Here is an 18,956-nt window from a genome sequence, read left to right as displayed (position 1 = left end):
GAGGAGCCCATGAACCCTGAAGAAATCGCCCGCGGCATGAATGGCCTGCTTCAATCCGCCTCCCCCGGGCGCATGGAAGCGCTCTTGCCTTCGCCGATGATCCAGAACCATGCTGCCTTTCTGCATCTGCTTTCAGATGGCGCGCTCGCCTGCGCCTGGTTCGGCGGTACGCTCGAGGGCAAGTCGGATATCTCGATCTTTGCTTCCGTCCTGCCAAAGGACGCTACGCAATGGGGTCCGCCACAGCGCCTGAGCTTTGACCCTGCGCATTCGGAGCAGAACCCGGTGCTCTTCACCGCACCCGACGGCAGGCTGTGGCTCTTCCACACGTCCCAACCCTCCGGCAATCAGGATGAGTGCCGGATCCGGATGGCAGAGATCCGCCGCGATGCATCCGACCCGCTGGCACTGACGACGACCGAGGGCCGCTATCTCGACCTCCCGCGTGGATGCTTCATCCGCGCGCCCCTCGTGGTCCGCGGCGACGGCGCATGGATGCTGCCGATCTTCCGCTGCGTTCAGCGCCCCGGTCAGAAGTGGAACGGAAGCCACGATACCGCGGCCATCGGCATCTCGCTCGACCAAGGGGAAACATGGCAGCTCGAAGAACTGGAGCGTTCCATTGGCTGCGTGCACATGTCGCCGGTATCACTCGGCGATGGCCGCCTTACCGCCCTCTTCCGCCGGCGGCAGGCCGACTGGGTCTATAGGACCGAGAGCCTCGACGAGGGCCGAACCTGGTCCGCGCCCGAGGCAAGCGACGTCCCGAACAACAATTCCTCGATCGCCGCCCTGCGCCTTGCCGATGGTCGGATCGCGATGATCTGCAATCCCGTCAGCGCGGCCGACACCGCCGAGCGGCGCACCTCGCTTTACGACGAAATCGGCGAGAACGACAGCCGCCCCGACGCAGACCCCACGGGCGGCTGCGTTCCAATCTGGGGTGTCCGGCGCGCGCCGGTCGCCCTCTGCCTCTCCGAGGATGGCGGCAAGACCTTTCCCGTCCGGCTGCTGATCGAAGACGGCCCCGGCACGTGCCTTTCCAACGACTCGACCGACGGCCGCAACAAGGAGATGTCCTATCCCTGGCTGCTTGAGGGACCGGACGGGGCCGTGCATCTCGCCTACACCTACCACCGGCGCGCCATCAAATATGTTCGCCTGGCCCCTGGCTGGGACCACGCCGACCAACGGAGACCTTCATGAGCAACATCATCGGCATAACCATGGGCGACCCGTGCGGCGTCGGCCCCGAGATTTCGGTGCGTGCCCTCGCCGACATGTCGCAGCAAGAGCGCGACACGATCCGGATCTACGGCAATCTCGCCACGCTCGAGGCGGCCCGTGCGGCCCTTGGCCTCGAGATTGATCTCACCGCACATGTCGTGGATCTGCCGATCGAGGGCGCGCCGCTTCCCTGGGGACAGTTGAGCCCGGTCGCCGGCGACGCCGCCTTCCGCTTCATCGAAATGGCGGTGCGCGACGCCGAAGCCGGCGTCATCGGCTGCATCGTGACGGCGCCGATCAACAAGGAAGCCCTCAACCTTGCCGGTCATCACTATGACGGCCACACCGGCATGTTGCGCAGCCTCACGGGATCGAAGGCTGCCTACATGCTGCTTGCCTCCGAGCGCCTCAAGGTCATCCACGTTTCGACCCATGTGGCGCTGCAGGAAGCAATCCGGCGCTCGACGACCGAACGGGTTCTCGCCACCATCCGCGCCGGCGACGCCCATCTGAAACGCATCGGCTACGCGGCACCCAAAATCGCAGTCGCCGGCATCAATCCCCATTGCGGCGAGAACGGCCTTTTCGGCACCGAGGATGACGACCAGATCGCGCCGGCCGTCACGGCGGCGCGGGCAGAAGGGATCGATGCCTATGGCCCGATCTCCGCCGACACGGTGTTCCACCGCGCCTATTCCGGCGCCTTCGACCTCGTGGTCGCGCAGTATCACGACCAGGGGCACATCCCGGTGAAACTCGTCGCCTTCGATACCGCCGTGAACGTGTCGGTTGACCTGCCGATCGACCGAACCTCGGTCGATCACGGCACCGCTTTCGACATCGCCGGCCAGGGCATCGCCAACCACGGCAACATGAATTCCGCCATCGCCTATGCCCGCAAGCTCGTCGCGGGTGACGCCAAGCGAGGATGACACGATGACCATCGCTCCCCTTACCCTTCACCAGCCGCGTCGCCTCGCCGTCGGCGCCGGCACGATCGCAGACGTCGGCACCTGGGCGGCCGACGCCGGTTCGGTGCTCGTCATCGCAACGCCGATCACCGCCGGCTTCGTCGATCGCCTGACGCTTTCGGGCCGCGTCACGGTGTTTGACGCCATCCCGGGCGAACCCGATGTCGATACGCTCAACGCCGCGCTCGACGCTGCGCGTCAAAGCAAGCCGGACCTCATCGTCGGCCTTGGCGGCGGATCGGTACTCGACGTCGCCAAGCTGGTTGCCGTGCTTTGGGACTCGGAGCAGACGCTTGCCGATGTCGCCGGGCCAAACCGGGTTCTTGGCCGCAAAACGCGCCTTGCCCAGGTCGCCACGACCGCCGGCACCGGCTCGGAGGCCGGTATCCGCTCGCTGATCACTGATCCCGCCAAGGGGAACAAGATCGCGGTCGAAAGCCCACACATGATCGCTGACTTCGCCGTTCTCGATCCGGAACTCACCTATTCGGTGCCGTCGGCGGTAACCGCGGCCACCGGCGTCGACGCCATGGCCCATTGCGTGGAAGCCTTCACCAATCGGCGCGCCCATCCGATGATCGACGGCTTTGCCCGTATGGGCTTCAAGCTCGTCGGCAAGTATCTCGCGCGCGCAGTCAGGGATGGTGCCGATACCGAGGCACGTGAAGGGATGATGCTTGCCTCCTACTACGGCGGCATCTGCCTTGGCCCGGTCAACACCGCTGCCGGACATGCCATCGCCTATCCGCTCGGCACGAGGCTTCGCCTGCCCCATGGCCTGGCAAATGCCATCATCTTTCCGCACGTGCTCGCCTTCAACCAGCCGGTAGCCGTGAGCAAGACGGCGGAAGTCGCCCAGGCCTTAGGTCTTGGCGAAAATCTGTCCCCCCGGGAACTCCTGGATGCAGCATGCGGCTTCTGCCGCGATCTCGGCATCGAAATGTCGCTTGCCGCCCACGGCGCAAATGCCGACGACTTGCCGCTTTATGCCAGCGAGGCCCATGCCAACCGCCGGCTGATGGACAACAATCCCGTCGATATGAGCGTCGAAGACGCGCTCGCCGTCTACAGGGCAGCCTTCTGACCCACCGGCCACTGCAAAAATCAAACCCCGGCAGCAGCCGGGGTTTTCGCATTCGAGATCACTATTTGGTCGCCTGGAACAGGCGCTCGCGGGACCCGGCAAGGTGGTCTTGCATGAGTTGTCTCGCCTTTGCGGCTTCGCGCGCGGCAATGGCTTCGGCAATCGCCTCGTGCTCCGCGAAGACGCGCGTCAGCCCGGTGGTCTCCCGCTTGACCGAAGCACCGTGAAACCGCATGCCGACGGCGATATGGTCCTTCAGCGCTTCCATCGCCGTGAAGAAATAACTGTTCTGGGCGGCGCGCGCGATCGCGAGATGAAACTGGAAGTCCGCATCCTCCCGGTGCGATTGCCGGTTGGTGGCGTCCCGCATCAGTTCCAGTGCCTGACGGATGGCGGCCAAGGTGGCAGCGTCGTGCCGCTCGGCCGCAGCTGCAGCTGCAGCCGGCTCGACCGTCAGGCGGAACTCGTAGCAGTTCAGAAGATCGGCGACGTTCTCCAACTGCCCGAAGCCAAGCGGCTCACGCATGCCGACAGCGCGAACGAAGCTGCCAGCGCCGCGCCGCGAATAGATGAAACCCTGCTCGCGCAGCCGGCGCAGCGCTTCGCGAATGATCGGGCGGGAAACCTCGAACTCGCTTGCCAGATCGTGCTCAGTCGGCAAGCGCTCGTCCGGCTTGTAGGCGCCGGATTTGATCGCTCGGTGCATGCGCTCAAAGACGAGATCGCCGAGGCTCTTGCGTGCTGTTCCGTTCTCCAGTCCCATCCGTCATCCCATCTTGCGGAGGACAGCCTCCGCGATTTCCTTCAGCGTGTCCGGCACGCCGAATCCGCCGGACTTGGCGATGATGCAACGTCCATCGACCTCAGCCAAGCCCAGGCCCGGCAGGCACTCACCAAGCAGGCGAAAGCGCTGAACGCCCATTTTCTTCAGAACCGCCTCTGCGGTGGCGCCACCGGACAGAAGCAGCGTTCCTGCCGCTTCGACAAGGCCCTGACAAACGCTTTCAGCAAGCGCCTCGGAAACCGCCTCCGGCGTCACCTCCCCTTCGCCCGGCACCGCCTGAACGAGGGTGATCGCGCCGCCAGCGTCGCTTGACCCGACAAGCCGCCCATTCGGCGCCGGCAGGTAGGAAAGAGCAAGGACACTGCGAAGCGCGTCGATCTGGGCAAGGGTAATCGGGTCGCGGGACCCGATAACGAACAAGGCCGGGCCACCCGACATTTCGGCAGCGCTTGCTTCCTCTCCGTCACTCATCCGCTCGGCAAGCGCTTCGGCCAGGCCACGCGCTCCGATCAGCAGATCGGTGCCGCTTCGCTCCGCCTCTTCGAGCAGAGCGCGCATTTCGGCCTCGGTGGATGCATCCGGGATCAAGGCTCTTGCCGCATGCCGGCCGAGCCTCTCGGCAACGGAAATGGGCGCATCCACCCCAAAGCCTTGAACGCGGCCGGATGTCACCACCCGGCCAAAGGCAGGAATGGCCGGCGCCACTAAGGCAGAATGGAAGAACATCGCATCGAGTTCGGCGGCAATGTTGCCTTTCAGACGAGAGTCGATCTTCTTGAAGATCCGCCAACTGGAAGGGAGCGCGCCGAGAGCGGCTGCGGCACGTTGCCTGGCACTTTCGGCGCTCAGTTCGCGCGAGCCGAGATTGATCGAGAGCACGTCCGGACCTGCCCCCAGAGCATCGCCGATCGCTTCGATCGCCAATGCGACTTCGACATGGAAGCCCCTCGCAGCAAACGGCGCCGCGGCATCCAGTGCGCCGGTCAGGTCATCAGCGACAATGGCGAGCATCTGATAGATCCAAACGATTTGTTGTTATCTTTATAACTATTCTTTCGATTGAAATGTCAAACTTTTTTTGTTCTAATATTACAACTCTAGACCATTCTGATCGCAGGCTGTCGTCATGCGACATGGTGCCCGTTGCAGGTCTGCTTCATCCCGCGATGAGCAACGGCCAGCAGGGAACTGAAAGAGTAGAGCGCATCGGGCGCCGGCTGATCTTCGTGGATGATTGTGATCCCCTAGCACGCAGATTTCAGATAGGATAACGGATCGGGACCAGGGTCGGCGGAACCGGAAGCTTGCGGTTCCTGTTATCGGCGCTTGCAAAGTCGCGCGACGACCGTCGGGCCGCGACAAGTGACCTGCGCGCCAACCAATGGGCATGACGAGTTTAAAGTGGGTTCGCAATGACGATGAACACGAAATCCAACGATGCTGCAGCCAATCGCCTCAAGATAGGTTTCGTGCTCGCCCGGTCGTTCACACTCTCGGCCTTCGCTCTCTTCATCGACACGCTTCGGCTGGCGAGCGACGAGCTCGATAAATCGGGCCGCGTGCGTGCCGATTGGCAGGTGCTTGGCAACACCCGCCATCTGATCGCATCCAGTTGCGGGGTACAGGTGGCGCCCACGTCTGACCTCGTCGATCCCGGCCAGTTCGACTACATCGTGATGGTCGGCGGCCTGCTCAAGAACGAGCACCCGATCGACAACGAGACGATCGCTTTCCTGAAGAAGGCAGCCGCGAAGAAAGTGCCGTTGATCGGCCTGTGCACCGGCACCTTCATCCTGGCGGAAGCCGGGCTCATGGCGGGGCACGTCGTTTGCGTCAGCTGGCTCCACTATCAGGCGTTCCGCGAACGCTTCCCGGACTTGAAGGTGCGCTCGGACCGCCTCTTCAATCTCGACCGCACCCGCGGCTCTTGCGCCGGCGGCAGCAGCGCGGCCGACATGGCCGCCCACATCGTGCGCCTCCACATCAGCAGGGAGGCGGAGCGCAATGCGCTGGAAGTCCTGCAGATCGACAAGGCCCGCTCGCATCTTCATGTCCAGCCGAGGAAGCCGCTCGCGATCGAGAGCAACGACCCCCGCCTCAACGCTGCGCTTATCATCATGGAGCAGAATACCGAGAACACGCTCTCGATCCCTGAGCTGGCGGCCTCCGTCGGTCTGTCACGCAGGCAACTCGAGCGCCTGTTCATGGAAAAAGCCAAGATGTCGCCCGCGCACGTCTACAGGAAATTCCGGCTGGAACGCGCCAAGCACCTTCTCGCCCAGACCGATGCCTCGCTCATCGAGATCGCCCTCGAAGTCGGCTTCGAAAGCGCGGGGCATTTCTCCAGGACATTTGCCAAGACCTTCGGCCAGTCGCCGCGCCAAATGCGCGCGACACTGCCGAAGTGAGCCTTGCATTACCACTCGGGGTGCCTGGCCACGATAGCCGATTGGCTAATGACCTCCCCGAACGGACGTAGCCGAATTGCAGGCTCACCTTTTGCCGCAACCGCCTTCAAAATAGCTCGCGATGCGCGCTCGTACACGTCGCATGATCGTGCTGCGAGGGATGAAGTCTATGGGAGTGATGGCGATGGCGGAAACTCGTCTTTTGTCGGAAGAGGCACCGAACGCGAACTCCAATCAGAGCACAGTTGCCGGCGGACATCTCGCACTGGTCCCGACGTGGCTTCCACTCGACATAGCGCCGGCGCAGAACTCCGCCGGAAGCGGCGGCGACGGCACAAGCCTGGGTACGATCGGCAGCAACACGCTGGCAATGTTCACACCGTCGAACGCGGCAATCGCCGGCTCGCACACGGACGCCGATGCGCACCAAGGCAATACCGCACTGATGAATCAGCACGTCACCGAGATGGCGGGCATCGGCGGTGAAGGCGGGAATGGTAATGTTGCCGGCGGCCACGGCGGCGGCAGCGTGGCCGGCGGTGGCGGCGACGGCAGCTTTTTTGGCGGCCTCGTCAGCACCGACACCGCGGTGTTTGCGCCTTTGAACCTGGCTGTCGCGGCCGGTCAGGGTTCGACCTCCACGGCCGGACAAACAAACAATGCCGCCTTCCTTCAAGGCGCCACCCAGATCGGCGGTGTTGGCGGCTCCGGCGGGGATCATAACGTTGCCGGCAATACCGCGCCGGCCCAGCCGCAGGGCGCGACGTTCATTTTCAATGGCGACGCCTACGCGGGCCATGGTGGTGACGGCACTTTCATCGGCAGCATGGTCGACGTGAACGTCGCTGTGTTCTCGCCCATCAACATTGCTGTCGGCGCGGCCGGCGGCGATGCCCACGCCACGCAGTCGAACAACGTGATCTTCGACCAGGGCGGCGTGCAGATCGCCGGCATCGGCGGCAAGGGCGGTGGTTTTAACCTCTCATCGGACACGATCTTCACCGGAAGCGGGGTCGCCGGCGGCGGCGGTGACGGCTATTCGAACGGCAGCGCAGTCGACGTCAACATCGGCTACTTCCACCCGCTCAACATCGCCGTGCCCGCCGGCGGCACCGCCGAGGCGGACCAGCTCAACCACCTGCTCGTCGACCAGCATACACTGCAGATCGGCGGCATCGGGGGAGCGGGCGGCGAAGGCAACATCGCCGAGACCAATGCCGCGCTGATCGACGACGTCCTGCACGGCTGACCCGCCGCATTCCAGATCAAGCCCAACAAGCGGCTCTGGCGCCACGGAGACATGGCGTTCTGCCACCATCACCCACGGCCAATATACTTGAAACCGCGCGCCGCCGGAGCGCTTGACGCCGGCCGAAGCCGGAAGCGCGGGCGGACCCTACCCAAAGGAACGTCCCCGAATGTCCGGCTGGTTCCCCCCGATGATCACGCGCACCATATCTTCGCGCTGTCCCCCGCTGCGGCGGTGTGCTGTGGCATCGAACCGTCCAAGACTACGGGGCAACAAGTAGAGGAGCGACGCTATGCCTATCTCGCAACTAACCACCGACACGATCAACTTCACCAATCCCGTCGCGGGCGACGCGAGCGCCGGCAACGGCGGCGACGGCACCAACAACGGCGATATCAACTACACCCCAGTTGTCACGGTTGCCCCGACGCAGACCGTCGTCGGCTCAGTCCCCACCGTCGACAACGGCGATGACGTCGGCCAGGCTGCGGCCTGGGGCACCGGCAGCGCTGATGGCGGTGGCTTCATCCAGGTACCGATCGCCGTCCTTGCTTCGCTTACCAACAGCGGTGCAGGCGGCGCAGGCGGCAATCCGACCTCGAGTGGCGACCAGAGCAACACCAGCGGCGGCAACACGGCAACGGTAGGTGCTAACACCACCGCTACGCAAACCACGACCCTGCTCGCCGACCAAGGTGCGACGATCATCTCGGGCATGGGCGGGGCTGGCGGCAGCGGCGCAACGGCGCTCGGTGGCGATATTTCCGCCGCTCTGGTTCATTCGAACCCGATCTCGGAAACCACCACGACGACTACCACCACGGCGGTCTCGAACGTTCTCGACAATTTCGACAACACATTAGGCAACATCAGCGACATCGGTATCTGAGTCGCTCGACAAGGATCGCCGGCCATGGCCGGCGATCCTCCTTTCACCTGTGTCGCGGCGTGCAAGAACGCTACGGGACCTTTGAGTTGCATTTGGCCACGGATCGAGCCCGAGCAAAAGAAGCCTGAAGCAGCCAAGCCGACCGCATCAGCATCGATCATGCCGATCCGATCGAGATCCGATAATGACGACGAATCCGACAGGGGCGCAGCACTCTCCAACCCATCTGGTCCTGGCTCTCAAGGCCTGCACGGGAGCGTTCCTGCTGGTCTTCCTCTATAGCTGCGCCTACAACCTGTTCCTGCTGGCGCCTTCCATCTACCTGTTGCAGATCTACGATCGCGTCCTGTCGAGCCGCAGCGCCGACACGCTGTTGATGCTGACGCTCATCATCGCGGCAGCGGTGTTGGTCGGCTCGATCCTGGATATCGTTCGCCGCGCCGCGCTGTCGCGGATCGGCAGCTGGCTCGATCACCGCTTGCGGCCCGTCGTGCTGACGGCCTGCTTCGAATATGGCGCCCGCACCGAAACGAACCTCGCCAACGATTGCTACCGCGACCTATCGATCCTGCGCCAGTTCCTCGACGCCCCGGCCAGCTCGCTGCTTTTCGACGTTCCCTGGGCGCCGATCTTCCTGCTGCTTCTGTTCCTAGTCCATCCGTTGCTCGGAACCATCGGGCTATTCACCGCGCTCACCTTGCTGCTGCTCGCCATCGCGACGGAATTCGCGACCCGGCAGCCGTTAATGAAAGCGAACCTGGCGCTCTCCCGCAGCCACATGCGTTTCGCGACGGCGTTGCGGTATATCCAGGTCATCCGCGCGATGAACATGCAGAATGGCGCCGCCCAACTCGTCTATCGCGACGCCGAGACCGCACGACAGGCGCAAGACGATGCGATGAAGCGCACCGAAACCATTCTCGGGCTCTCGAAATCGGTGCGCATGCTGGCGCAGATCCTGATGATGGGATCCGCAGCCTGGCTCGTCCTGGAGGAAAGCGGAAACCCCGGCATCATCTTCGTCTCCAGCCTGCTTCTCGGTCGCGGGCTTGCCCCGATCGAGGGCGCGATCGGCGGGTGGCGCGCCGTGGCCTTCGCCCATGCCGCATTCAATCGCATCAACGCGATGTTGATATCGATCGCGTCGCAGGAGAGCGCACGCACGATACCGATGCCCGAAGCGGGCGGGCTCGTGCTCGACCGCGTCGGTTACATGCTTCCTTCGGGCAACCGTCAGATACTGAATGCCGTTACTTTGCGGCTGGCGCCGGGCGATTGTCTTGCGCTGATCGGTCCATCCGGTTCCGGAAAGTCGACGCTTGGCCGCATCATAGCGGGCGTTCAGCCGACGACCTGCGGCAGCGCCCTGCTCGGCGGCGTCGATATTGCCACCCTCCGGCTCGGCGGCGGCATGCGTCATGTCGGCTACCTGCCGCAGGACATCGAACTCTTCGGCGGCGCGGTGAAGGACGTCGTCGGCCGGCTCGACGGAACCGACGTCGGCAAGGTCATCGAAGCGGCAAAGCTTGTCGGGCTGCACGATGCGATCATGCAACTGCCTCAGGGCTACGAGACGGATGTCGGCGATGGCGGCGCGACCCTGCTTCGGGCCCAACGCCAGCAGCTGGGACTGGCGCGCGCGGTTTACGGCAATCCCGCCCTCGTCGTCCTCGACGATCCCAATTCCAGTCTGGATTACGACGGCGAACGCCGATTGTTTGCAGCAATCGCCCGCATGCGCGCCATGGGGATGATGATCATCATCATCACGCACCGCATGGGCATTCTCCCGGTGACCAACAAGATCGCGATCATGCGCAATGGCACGATCGAAGCCTTCGGCGACAGCGACTGGGTCTTCGATACCTATCTGCAGCCACCGGCCCGAGCGGGCACGTGAGAAGGGAGGCGCGAGAACGATGGAGCTCATCAAATCCGACCTGACCCGACGCGGCCCTGAAATTGTAGGCTATGCCTGCGACGCCAATGGGATAGCCGGGCCCCAGCCCTCCACAGCGGTCTCCACCCGCCTTCCGGTGACGCTTGCCGAAGCCTCACCGATGTCGCGGCTGCGGCATGTCGCCTGGACGGGAAACCTGCTGATCGGCGTCTTTGTTTTCGGCCTGGGCATCTGGTCGGTTCTCGCACCGCTCAGCAGCGCCGCGATCGCGTCCGGCGTCGTTGAAACCGAGGCGAACCGCAAGACCATCCAGCATCTCGAAGGCGGAATCGTCAGGCGGATCCTTGTGCGCAACGGCGATGCCGTGTCCGCCGGCCAGGTGCTGATCAAGCTCGACGATACGAAGCCGCGTTCGGAACGGGACAGCCTTCGCGGCCAACTTTGGGATGCGGAGGCGCGACAGGCGCGGCTCACCGCTGAGCAGAACGGCTGGGATCAGGTCGCCTTTCCCCCCGATCTCGTGGAGCAAGCCGGCAACTACCGGGTGATCCACGACATTCTCGACGGTCAGCAGAATATATTCGATGCCCGTCGCCAGGTGATGCAGTCCGACATCGTGATCACGCAGCAGAAGATCAAGGAAGTGCTGGAGGAAGTCGCCGGACTGAGCGCCCAGAAGGCGTCCCTGATGGAGAGGAGTGCCATTTCGCGCCAGGAGCTTGAGACGGTTTCGGCGCTCACCGCGAAGGGTCTCGAACGAAAGAGCCGGGTTCTCATCCTGGCGCGGGAAAGGGCCGACATCGGCGGTCAGATCGGCGAAGTCTCCGCGCGCATATCCCGCGCCCACCAGGTTATCAGCGAGTCACAGTCCTATATCGTCAAGCTGCGCAGCGACCGGCTGAATGAAGTCGCGCTCACACTGCGCGATACGGAAAACCAGCTGGCGCAGCTGCGTGAGCGTTTGAACGCCATCGATGATCAATTGGCGAGAACCGAGATCAGAGCGCCCGACGACGGAGTGATCATGGATCTACGTGTCCACACGACAGGCGGCGTCATCGGCGCTGGAGAGCCGTTGGCCGACCTCGTGCCGGACGCCGGCGCACTGGTCGTCGCGGCGCGGGTGAAGCCGGAAGATATCGCCCAGGTCCATGCCGGGCTCGAGGCACAGGTTCATCTCATTCCTTACAACCAGCGGCGGGTACCGCTGCTGAAGGGCACGGTCGCCTATGTGTCCGCCGACCATCTGGTCGACCGGCAAACCGGCCACACCTACTACGCGGCAACAATCCGCGTTACCGATGAGCGGCTAGGCCATATGCCGGGCGTGGAGATGGTACCGGGCATGCCGGTGCGGGCCATGATAGAGACCGGTACGAGCAGCGTGGCGCTTTACGCGCTGCGTCCGTTGCTTGACAGTTTCAACACCGCATTTCGCGAGAACTGAGGCGTGCCGCGCGGAACGCCGTGGGCGTACCACATGGGCTCTGTTATCCGGCCCCGCGATCATATGTGCCAGTCGGTTCCCGGAAGGACAGCTGCGATGGGCAAACGTAAGTTCAATGACGACGAAGTCCTGGAGATCCTCAAGGAGCATCAGTACGGTGCGACCGTAGCCGATGTCTGCCACCGGCATGGCATCAGCCAGCCGACTTTCTATCGCTGGCAATCGCTGCAAAGCAGGGGCCCCAATTTCGATGCGGAGCGCGTAAAGGCGCTCGAACTGGAAAATCAGAAGCTCAAGAGGCTATTGGCCGAAGCCATGCTGACGGCCGCAACGCTCAGCGAGATGCTCGAAAAGACATCACGTTGACGATGCTGCTGCCGTTGGTGGCGACGCCATGACCGTTGCCGGCGGTTCCCCGGTCTGCAAGCAAGGCGACGACCTCGGTGCGGTTCTGCACCTGCAATTTGCGCATGATGTGCTGCAGATGCATTTTCACCGTATGGTCGGAAAGATTGAGCTTTCCAGCGATCACTTTGTTCGAAGAGCCGCATCGCAATTCCGCGAGCACGTCCGCCTCGCGCGGCGTGAAGTCGGCGAGCGCAAACTCGCTTCGATAAGCGCTGATCGGCACCCTTTCGATATGACGAGCGGCAGCCGCGCATTCGGTGAGCGCGGCAAGCGGGTCTGGACAGAAGATGCCGCCGGCAAGGACCAGCCGCAAGCCGGCAAGCGCAAGCTCGATCCGCAAGGACGTCGTGAAGAAGCCGCGAACTCCAAGCTTGAGGACATCGGCAGCGGTCGTCCTGTCGTCCGTGTCCGAGAGCACCGCAACCGGCACGTCCGGAAAGCGCTTGCGGATTTCCGCAAGCTCATCATGCAAGTTGCACCCGCCGTCGTTTCGAGCGCTCAGGTCCAGCACGATTAAACGCACATCGTACCCGAGCGCCTGGTCCAGGCTGTCGGTCGAGACCATATCGATAAAATTCCAACCGGAGAGTTCGTATTCGAGAACGGCAACGATGACGCTGCGCACGAGCGTCTGGTGTTCTATCACAATCCCGGTCGGCGTACGGTCCTTGCGGCACGGCGTTCCTGAACTGATGGACATGCGTCACCCCCAGGATTCGTTCGCGACAAGTTGCGGTGCCTAAAATATTTCCGTTCTGATAGTCTGTCATGAGAAAATCAGAATTAATCCGATCGGGCTGCATCAGCAACAGATTGAAAATACTATATATTTCTCGAAGCGCCGATAAAGCTTGTAACATATATTGAGCAGCGAGCCTGAGAACCTCTCGGAAAGAAGGTAGCAACGCGCAACCCTCAGTCAATATTCACGCGCTTGCGCACGCGGGCCGCGCACAATTGTTTGAGCAAAAGCGCTTTGAGTGTCCGGTCGGCCTGACGATTGTCGATATCTTTAAAAACCGAAGGACTGTTGCGTCGGTTCGGGCGCTTGCCCCAGATGTATGCCTTCCAGCTCCAGCATGCGGGTCTTGGTGGTGGAACCGCCAGGCGCCGAGAACCCACCGATCTTGCCGCCGGCGGCAAGTACCCGGTGACAGGGGATGATCAGGGACACCGGGTTCTTGGCCATCGCCTGACCAACGTCGCGCGCGGCTTCCGGGCCTGCGCCCAGTTCCTTTGCCAGCGCGCCATACGTGGTCGTCTGCCCCCAGCGCAGCTGGCGGGTCGCAGCATAGATGCGCTGGAAAAGCTCATCCTGCCCTTCCAGATCGACCGCAAAGCCGGAGAAATCGACCTCCTTGCCATCAAAGTAGCGTTGGACGGCCTCCACTGCCTCCCGGATTTCGGGTGTCGGCTGGGAAGCCTCGGCGGCCGACAGACGCCGCAACAGCAGCCGCTGGGTTGCCTCTGCCGCCCGGGTCGGCAGTTGGAATCGCGTGATGCCCACATCGTTCCAGGCGATGCCGCAGAAGCCGGCCGCAGTCTCGAAGATGAAATAGCGATGTCCTGCCTGCCCCATCCGTATAGCCTCCCTGTGTCTCTACTATCAAAATCGTGCCGGAGGGCGACGAATTCAACCCGTTTCCTGCCTCGGTGGCCGCCGCTTACGGGCTGCTCGACATCAAGCGCAGGTCGAAAGCGCAGCCATTTGCGAAAGCTTTACGGTTGTCGGGCAAGGTTCCGCACCAACATCAGGAGACGACGGTGGACATCCTGCATACCCCGACGATCATGCTCAGTTCGTTCGCGACGCTGGTGGTCTTCGCCGTTTTCTTCGGCCTTGCCTGGCGACAGGAGCGCAAGAGCCTCGAACTGCTTCTGTGGTCCTCGGCCTTCTCCATCGGCGCGGTCGGCTTCGTCCTGCTGACGCTGCGCGGTGATGGCTACAACTTTGTCACCATTTCGCTCGGTAATGCGCTTGCGGTACTGGCGCTCGCGATGATCTGGCTCGGCCTGCGCGCTTTCGTCCGCCGGGCCTGCCACCGGCGGCACTCCAGCGGCGGCGCTGTTTTCGCTGAAATCCTCAAGGGGCGGCTCAGCGCCGAGATCGCCGAACCTCTCCTGATTTTCCGCGTCGTGCGTGCCGCACCATGAAGACGGGACCGGCCGCATCGGTTTGACACTGTTTACACAGCAGAAAAATAGGGATATTTGTTATCCTTAATATGCACCTTGGCATCCGCCGGACGAAGACATGATCCTCAAAAGCCAAGTCGAATGGGCGTTGCACTGTTGTGCCATTCTCGCCGGCCTGCCTGAAGGCCGCTACCTCTCAACCAAGGCGCTGGCGGAATTTCACGGGCTGCCCAAGGAGTATCTGTCGAAGGCGCTGCAGAGCCTTTCGCAGGCCGGTCTCGTCCACACGACCCTCGGTCCATCGGGCGGATACCGGCTGGCAAAAGCGCCGGCCGAGCTGACCTTTCTCGAAATCGTCGAGGCGGTCGAAGGCAGATCGAGAACCTTCGTCTGCACCAATATCAGGGCCAACAATCCCTGTCGCGCACCCGGCTACTGCGAAGAGACGCCGTGCGCGGTGGCGCGCATCATGTGGGAGGCCGACGAAGCCTGGCGCGACAAGCTGCGCAGCGTGCGCCTATCCGACCTGATCGAGATCCTCTCGCAGGAAATTCCCTCGGATCTCTTGAAACGGAGTTTCGCGTGGGTTCTAGAGCGCGCCGGCTGAGCGAAAACCGGCGTCTGTGCCGGCAGGCGGCACGTAGAAATAGGCCTGAGGCGGCGGCGCAAGCGAGAGACCCTCTAGACGGCATTGTTCATGAACGCGGTCGATCACCTCGTTGCGTGCCGGCGTCCGCTCAGCCGGGTTCTTGACGCGAAACTGCAGTTCGACCTCGACGGCCACGGCGTCGATCGCCTTGAGGGCGACGACCGGCGGCGGCTCGCGCACGATCAGGCCGCACCCTTGCAGAGCTCTCTGCATCGTTTCTTCGATCCGGCGTGGCGGATGATCCGCGGCAAGACGGATCGACAAAGCGATCTGATGGGTCTCGTCCGGACGGCTGAGATTGGTGAGCCCGACCTTGGCGAGCGCGCTGTTCGGCAGCACGACGACATTGTGCGCTCCGGTGAGCAGAAACGTGGAACGCCAGTTGTTCTCGATGACACGGCCTTCGGTGCCGTCGCCAAGCACTATCCAGTCGCCGATGGCAAAGGGCCGCCCCAGCGTCAGCGCGATACCCGAGAACACGTCGCCGAGCGTATTTTGAAGCGCGAGACCGAAGATGATGGCAACCACCCCGGAGGTCGCAACCAGCGTGCCGATCGGCGCCCGGAAGACGAAGCCCAGTATCGACAGTGCCACGCCGAGATAGACAATGGCGACGATGAGGTCCTGCAGCAGGCGGGCCTCCTGCGGCCGCCTTTCAAGGACGATGTAGAGACGCACGAAGCCGATAAGCGACCAGGCGAGGTGCGTCCACCACAGCACCCGTGCCGACGTCGCCAGAAAGGCGAGCGCTCCCTGAAGATGCTGATCGTCGCTCCGATGCGGCATGATGCCGGAAAGGAGGAGAACCGCCGTCATCACGCAGAAGAAGAGGATCTGGACAATCAGCCTGGCGAGCGGGCGACGGCGCCCCTGCACATGCCAGACAACGATGCCGGTGATGCCAAGAAGATTGATCAGCACGAGCGGCAACGGTAATTGGTCGGCGAACATCTTGGGCTCCAACGATTGCAGACAAATTGCAGGACCGGGCGCTTGTGCGGCCGGTCCTGCAGGGATCACTTCATCGGATAGGTCAGTTCCTTTTCGGCGGTATCGACGACGAAGACCGCGAGCAGCTTGGCGGGCTCTGTCTCGCTGCCGTTGGCGCTGACGCCGTGACGGTCGCCGGGCATTTCCGAAAAGTTCTCGCCGGCCTTGTAGACCTTGACCGGTCCATCGTTGACCTGGCTTCGGATCGAGCCTTCCAGCACCGTCGCATAGATGAAGGCGGTGCTCGGATGGGTGTGCGCCTCCGAAGAGCCGCCGGGCCCATATTCCACCAGAACGCCCTTGATGCTCTTGCCCGGCGCGTTCGGCAACTCGTGCTCATAGACCAGGGTGACTTTGGCAGCATCGCCCGCAGCGGCCGTGCCGAACAATGCGGTGGCGACCGCAGTGGCGGCGATGAGAGACTTGATCATGTCGGAAGTCCTTTCAGGGGGCTGGAGGTGCGCCGCCGGCGCACCCGTATGTGGTCACTTGCGAGGAGCCGTGGCGAACCATTCTTCGAAGGTGATCCGGCCGAGGCGGGGATTGTTGTCGGAGACCAGCGAGCCGTCTTGCAGCAGCGCGCCGAAGTAGCGAGCCTCCCGATCGGCCTCGACCTTGCGGTTGTCGCCGCTTGCCTTGAGGTAGCGGGCGACGAGATCGCTGAGGCGTGAGCGCTCCGGTCCGGCAATCTCGATCGTGCCGTTGACCGGGGCGGCAAGCGCGACCGCGGCCATGGCATCGGCGACGTCATCGGACGCGATCGGCTGCACATAGGCCGGCGAGAGGTGCACGGTGTCGCCGACAGTCCCGGATTGGGCGATGCCGCCCAAAAACTCCATGAACTGGGTCGAATGCACGATCGTATAGGGGATACCGCCGGCCTTGATCAGTTTTTCCTGGGCGAGCTTGCCGCGGAAATAGCCGCTTTCCTGCAGACGCTCGGTCCCGACGACCGAAAGCGCGATATGGTGTTTGACGCCGGCAGCCTTTTCCGCCGCAAGCAGGTTGCGGCCGGAGGTCTCGAAGAACTCGAGCACCGCCTTGTCCTCGAAGGAGGGCGAGTTGGCGAGGTCGATGACCACCTCGCAACCGGAAAGCGCCTCGGCGAGACCTTCGCCGGTGATGGTGTTGACGCCCGTATTCGGAGAGGCGGCAACCACCTCATGGCCTTGCTTGCGCAGGCGTTCGACCGTCTTGGAGCCGATCAGGCCCGTTCCGCCGATAATGACGATTTTCATGGGATCCTCCAATCGTTGCGGCGGCTGGCCGCGTTGTTCGATCACTCAGGAACAGGGTTTAGTTCAGTCCGGCCTTGTCGAGGCCATAGAGCTTGTCGGCCGAACCGGGCACGGCCTTGAAGGCGACACTGACGCGGTTCCAGGCATTGATGACCATGATGGAGAAGGTGAGATCGGAGATCTCCTTCTCCGAAAGCTGGCCGCGTACACGCTCGTAAAGTTCGTCCGGAATGCCGCCTTCGGGCAGTTTCGTAACCGCCTCGGCCCAGGCAAGCGCTGCGCGTTCGCGCGGGATGAAGAGGTTCGATTCACGCCAGATCGCGACGTGGTAGAGACGCAGTTCGCTCTCGCCGTGAATCTTTGCCTCCTTCACATGCATGTCAACGCAGAAGGCGCAGCCATTGATCTGCGAGGCCCTTATGTTCACGAGGTCGTGGATCTTCTGTTCGATGACGCTGTCCCTCAGGCTGAGGCTGAGGTCGGAGATCTTCTTGAAGAACTCGGGGGAATGCTGTGCGTAGTTCAGGCGCTGTGTCATGGGTTCGCTCCGTAATTAAGGATATTATCTATCCTTATGGATACAAGATATCCGTAATTACTGGACAGTAAAGCGCGATGGTCATACACTCGGCGCATAAGGCTTATGCCGAAACGTTTGAGGGACCGGATGGATATTGTCTCAGCGCTGAGAGCCTTCCTGCGCGTGGCGGAGACGGGCTCGTTTTCCGCCGCCGCACTCGATCTCAACCTGACGCAGCCGGCGGTCTCGCGGCAGGTATCGGCTCTCGAGGAGCACCTGAACACGCGCCTTCTTCACCGGACGACGAGCGCATTGGCGCTTACCGCCGAGGGCGAGCACATGATCCCGATGGCGCTCCGGGTGGTGGAAGCGGTCGACGCCCTGAACGAAGCCTCGTGTGCCGAGACTGCCTCGGTCTCCGGTCGAGTCCGGCTCACCCTGCCCGCACCCCTCGGCCTTTATGTCAGCGATCGGCTCGCCGGCTTTCTCGAGCGGCATCCCGGCCTGTCGGTCGAGTTGATCTTCCGTGAAGAGTCGTCGGATCTGGTCGGCGAAGGCATTGATCTCGAAGTGCGCCTCGGGCCTGTGACGGACAATAGCCTGATGTGCCGGCGCATCGGCTGGACGACCGCCTTCCTCGTTGCAGCACCCGGCTATTTGGACGGAAGGAGCACACCGAAAACGCCTGACGAGATCGGGGGCCACGAGTGCATCTGCTACAGTCGTGCCGGTGACGGACGCTCCTGGACCTTTTCCGATGGTTCCGACGACATCTTCGTGCGCATTGCACCGCGTCTCGTCGCCAACAATGCGGTGGCCGTGCACCGTGCGGTGCTTGCGGGAAGCGGCCTGGCGATCCTGTCGCACATCCTCGCCTGCCCCGACATCGAAGCTGGCAGGCTGGTGAACCTGATGCCGGACTTTCCGCCAGCGCGTCTGCCGATCAGCGTCGTCTATCCGTCGCGCCGGAACATGCCGCTGCGTGTGCGAACCGTTCTCGATTTTCTTGTCGAGGCAGTGAAGGAAGATCCGTTGATGGCGTCCGCCTCCTGACAG

At 62.9% G+C, this 18,956-nt stretch carries 20 protein-coding genes; 12 read left to right on the top strand and 8 right to left on the bottom strand.

Annotation, left to right across the window (positions count from 1 at the left end):
* Nucleotides 1-9 precede the first annotated feature (9 nt).
* Genes AC070A_RS08035 through AC070A_RS08025 form a run of 3 tightly spaced genes read left to right on the top strand, consistent with a single transcriptional unit; the run spans nucleotide 10 to nucleotide 3,282 of the window.
* A complete protein-coding gene (locus AC070A_RS08035; RefSeq protein ID WP_057255328.1) occupies nucleotides 10-1,206 on the top strand; it encodes a sialidase family protein in 1,197 nt (398 codons plus the stop codon).
* Nucleotides 1,203-2,159, top strand: coding sequence for a 4-hydroxythreonine-4-phosphate dehydrogenase PdxA (gene pdxA / locus AC070A_RS08030; RefSeq protein ID WP_057255327.1), 957 nt, complete (start codon nucleotides 1,203-1,205; stop codon nucleotides 2,157-2,159). The genes AC070A_RS08035 and pdxA overlap by 4 nt, the downstream gene beginning before the upstream one ends.
* Before the next feature lie 4 nt (nucleotides 2,160-2,163).
* On the top strand, nucleotides 2,164-3,282 hold the full coding sequence (locus AC070A_RS08025) for an iron-containing alcohol dehydrogenase (protein WP_113736475.1): 1,119 nt from the start codon (nucleotides 2,164-2,166) through the stop codon (nucleotides 3,280-3,282).
* 61 nt (nucleotides 3,283-3,343) lie between these two features.
* Here the strand turns inward: AC070A_RS08025 and AC070A_RS08020 are convergent, their stop codons facing one another.
* Both AC070A_RS08020 and AC070A_RS08015 read right to left on the bottom strand, forming a co-directional pair.
* Nucleotides 3,344-4,045 carry a FadR/GntR family transcriptional regulator gene (locus AC070A_RS08020; RefSeq protein ID WP_057255325.1) on the bottom strand — a complete coding sequence of 234 codons (702 nt, stop codon included), beginning with the start codon at nucleotides 4,043-4,045 and terminating at the stop codon, nucleotides 3,344-3,346.
* Nucleotides 4,046-4,048: 3 nt separating this feature from the next.
* On the bottom strand, nucleotides 4,049-5,077 hold the full coding sequence (locus AC070A_RS08015; RefSeq protein WP_057255324.1) for a four-carbon acid sugar kinase family protein: 1,029 nt from the start codon (nucleotides 5,075-5,077) through the stop codon (nucleotides 4,049-4,051).
* A gap of 407 nt (nucleotides 5,078-5,484) precedes the next feature.
* Here AC070A_RS08015 and AC070A_RS08010 point away from each other — a divergent pair, with 407 nt between their 5' ends.
* The 6 genes from AC070A_RS08010 to AC070A_RS07985 all read left to right on the top strand — a co-directional run bounded on the left by AC070A_RS08010 (nucleotide 5,485) and on the right by AC070A_RS07985 (nucleotide 12,325).
* A complete protein-coding gene (locus tag AC070A_RS08010) occupies nucleotides 5,485-6,474 on the top strand; it encodes a GlxA family transcriptional regulator (RefSeq protein ID WP_057255546.1) in 990 nt (329 codons plus the stop codon).
* 184 nt (nucleotides 6,475-6,658) lie between these two features.
* A complete protein-coding gene (locus AC070A_RS08005; RefSeq protein ID WP_057255545.1) occupies nucleotides 6,659-7,723 on the top strand; it encodes a hypothetical protein in 1,065 nt (354 codons plus the stop codon).
* A gap of 292 nt (nucleotides 7,724-8,015) precedes the next feature.
* Nucleotides 8,016-8,612, top strand: a complete 597-nt coding sequence (locus AC070A_RS08000) for a hypothetical protein (RefSeq protein ID WP_057255323.1) — start codon at nucleotides 8,016-8,018, stop codon at nucleotides 8,610-8,612.
* Nucleotides 8,613-8,796: 184 nt separating this feature from the next.
* On the top strand, nucleotides 8,797-10,512 hold the full coding sequence (locus tag AC070A_RS07995) for a type I secretion system permease/ATPase (RefSeq protein WP_113132575.1): 1,716 nt from the start codon (nucleotides 8,797-8,799) through the stop codon (nucleotides 10,510-10,512).
* Nucleotides 10,513-10,531: 19 nt separating this feature from the next.
* A complete protein-coding gene (locus tag AC070A_RS07990; RefSeq protein WP_112996464.1) occupies nucleotides 10,532-11,959 on the top strand; it encodes an HlyD family type I secretion periplasmic adaptor subunit in 1,428 nt (475 codons plus the stop codon).
* 96 nt (nucleotides 11,960-12,055) lie between these two features.
* Nucleotides 12,056-12,325, top strand: coding sequence for a transposase (locus AC070A_RS07985; RefSeq protein WP_057255320.1), 270 nt, complete (start codon nucleotides 12,056-12,058; stop codon nucleotides 12,323-12,325).
* Here the strand turns inward: AC070A_RS07985 and AC070A_RS07980 are convergent.
* Together AC070A_RS07980 and AC070A_RS07975 are read right to left on the bottom strand one after the other, a co-directional pair.
* Nucleotides 12,294-13,067 (bottom strand): LuxR C-terminal-related transcriptional regulator, encoded by a 774-nt coding sequence (locus tag AC070A_RS07980; protein ID WP_057255319.1) that lies wholly within the window; start codon nucleotides 13,065-13,067, stop codon nucleotides 12,294-12,296. The two genes, AC070A_RS07985 and AC070A_RS07980, sit on opposite strands and share 32 nt — an antisense overlap.
* A gap of 312 nt (nucleotides 13,068-13,379) precedes the next feature.
* On the bottom strand, nucleotides 13,380-13,946 hold the full coding sequence (locus tag AC070A_RS07975; RefSeq protein WP_057255318.1) for a methylated-DNA--[protein]-cysteine S-methyltransferase: 567 nt from the start codon (nucleotides 13,944-13,946) through the stop codon (nucleotides 13,380-13,382).
* 35 nt (nucleotides 13,947-13,981) lie between these two features.
* Between AC070A_RS07975 and AC070A_RS07970 the strand changes: the two genes are divergently transcribed.
* Nucleotides 13,982-14,521 (top strand): hypothetical protein, encoded by a 540-nt coding sequence (locus AC070A_RS07970; protein ID WP_113132574.1) that lies wholly within the window; start codon nucleotides 13,982-13,984, stop codon nucleotides 14,519-14,521.
* Between the two features lie 100 nt (nucleotides 14,522-14,621).
* Entirely contained in the window at nucleotides 14,622-15,110 is a 489-nt protein-coding gene (locus tag AC070A_RS07965) for an RrF2 family transcriptional regulator (protein ID WP_057255316.1), read from the top strand.
* Here AC070A_RS07965 and AC070A_RS07960 read toward each other — a convergent pair.
* The 4 genes from AC070A_RS07960 to AC070A_RS07945 all read right to left on the bottom strand — a co-directional run bounded on the left by AC070A_RS07960 (nucleotide 15,093) and on the right by AC070A_RS07945 (nucleotide 17,918).
* Nucleotides 15,093-16,103: a mechanosensitive ion channel family protein gene (locus AC070A_RS07960; protein WP_057255315.1), complete on the bottom strand. Its 1,011-nt coding sequence runs from the start codon at nucleotides 16,101-16,103 to the stop codon at nucleotides 15,093-15,095. The two genes, AC070A_RS07965 and AC070A_RS07960, sit on opposite strands and share 18 nt — an antisense overlap.
* Before the next feature lie 65 nt (nucleotides 16,104-16,168).
* Complete coding sequence (locus AC070A_RS07955; RefSeq protein WP_057255314.1) at nucleotides 16,169-16,573, bottom strand: cupin domain-containing protein; 405 nt, start codon at nucleotides 16,571-16,573, stop codon at nucleotides 16,169-16,171.
* A gap of 54 nt (nucleotides 16,574-16,627) precedes the next feature.
* Nucleotides 16,628-17,380, bottom strand: a complete 753-nt coding sequence (locus AC070A_RS07950) for an SDR family oxidoreductase (RefSeq protein WP_057255313.1) — start codon at nucleotides 17,378-17,380, stop codon at nucleotides 16,628-16,630.
* 58 nt (nucleotides 17,381-17,438) lie between these two features.
* The gene (locus AC070A_RS07945) at nucleotides 17,439-17,918 is read right to left on the bottom strand and encodes a carboxymuconolactone decarboxylase family protein (RefSeq protein WP_113132572.1); all 480 of its coding nucleotides are present in this window, start codon (nucleotides 17,916-17,918) and stop codon (nucleotides 17,439-17,441) included.
* A 129-nt stretch (nucleotides 17,919-18,047) separates the two neighbouring features.
* Between AC070A_RS07945 and AC070A_RS07940 the strand changes: the two genes are divergently transcribed.
* Nucleotides 18,048-18,953: a LysR family transcriptional regulator gene (locus AC070A_RS07940; protein WP_113132571.1), complete on the top strand. Its 906-nt coding sequence runs from the start codon at nucleotides 18,048-18,050 to the stop codon at nucleotides 18,951-18,953.
* Nucleotides 18,954-18,956 lie beyond the last annotated feature (3 nt).

The organism is Ensifer sp. GW101-20A05 (assembly GCF_059424735.1).
The sequence above is the reverse complement of the archived record's forward strand: the minus strand, read 5'-3'. Positions and strand labels throughout refer to the sequence as shown.

Coding starts and splice junctions, on each gene's coding strand:
- AC070A_RS08035 (WP_057255328.1), top strand. CDS start 10: ATGAACCCTGAAGAAATCGCCCGCGGCATGAATGGCCTGCTTCAATCC.
- pdxA (WP_057255327.1), top strand. CDS start 1,203: ATGAGCAACATCATCGGCATAACCATGGGCGACCCGTGCGGCGTCGGC.
- AC070A_RS08025 (WP_113736475.1), top strand. CDS start 2,164: ATGACCATCGCTCCCCTTACCCTTCACCAGCCGCGTCGCCTCGCCGTC.
- AC070A_RS08020 (WP_057255325.1), bottom strand. CDS start 4,045: ATGGGACTGGAGAACGGAACAGCACGCAAGAGCCTCGGCGATCTCGTC.
- AC070A_RS08015 (WP_057255324.1), bottom strand. CDS start 5,077: ATGCTCGCCATTGTCGCTGATGACCTGACCGGCGCACTGGATGCCGCG.
- AC070A_RS08010 (WP_057255546.1), top strand. CDS start 5,485: ATGAACACGAAATCCAACGATGCTGCAGCCAATCGCCTCAAGATAGGT.
- AC070A_RS08005 (WP_057255545.1), top strand. CDS start 6,659: ATGGCGGAAACTCGTCTTTTGTCGGAAGAGGCACCGAACGCGAACTCC.
- AC070A_RS08000 (WP_057255323.1), top strand. CDS start 8,016: ATGCCTATCTCGCAACTAACCACCGACACGATCAACTTCACCAATCCC.
- AC070A_RS07995 (WP_113132575.1), top strand. CDS start 8,797: ATGACGACGAATCCGACAGGGGCGCAGCACTCTCCAACCCATCTGGTC.
- AC070A_RS07990 (WP_112996464.1), top strand. CDS start 10,532: ATGGAGCTCATCAAATCCGACCTGACCCGACGCGGCCCTGAAATTGTA.
- AC070A_RS07985 (WP_057255320.1), top strand. CDS start 12,056: ATGGGCAAACGTAAGTTCAATGACGACGAAGTCCTGGAGATCCTCAAG.
- AC070A_RS07980 (WP_057255319.1), bottom strand. CDS start 13,067: ATGTCCATCAGTTCAGGAACGCCGTGCCGCAAGGACCGTACGCCGACC.
- AC070A_RS07975 (WP_057255318.1), bottom strand. CDS start 13,946: ATGGGGCAGGCAGGACATCGCTATTTCATCTTCGAGACTGCGGCCGGC.
- AC070A_RS07965 (WP_057255316.1), top strand. CDS start 14,622: ATGATCCTCAAAAGCCAAGTCGAATGGGCGTTGCACTGTTGTGCCATT.
- AC070A_RS07960 (WP_057255315.1), bottom strand. CDS start 16,103: ATGTTCGCCGACCAATTACCGTTGCCGCTCGTGCTGATCAATCTTCTT.
- AC070A_RS07955 (WP_057255314.1), bottom strand. CDS start 16,573: ATGATCAAGTCTCTCATCGCCGCCACTGCGGTCGCCACCGCATTGTTC.
- AC070A_RS07950 (WP_057255313.1), bottom strand. CDS start 17,380: ATGAAAATCGTCATTATCGGCGGAACGGGCCTGATCGGCTCCAAGACG.
- AC070A_RS07945 (WP_113132572.1), bottom strand. CDS start 17,918: ATGACACAGCGCCTGAACTACGCACAGCATTCCCCCGAGTTCTTCAAG.
- AC070A_RS07940 (WP_113132571.1), top strand. CDS start 18,048: ATGGATATTGTCTCAGCGCTGAGAGCCTTCCTGCGCGTGGCGGAGACG.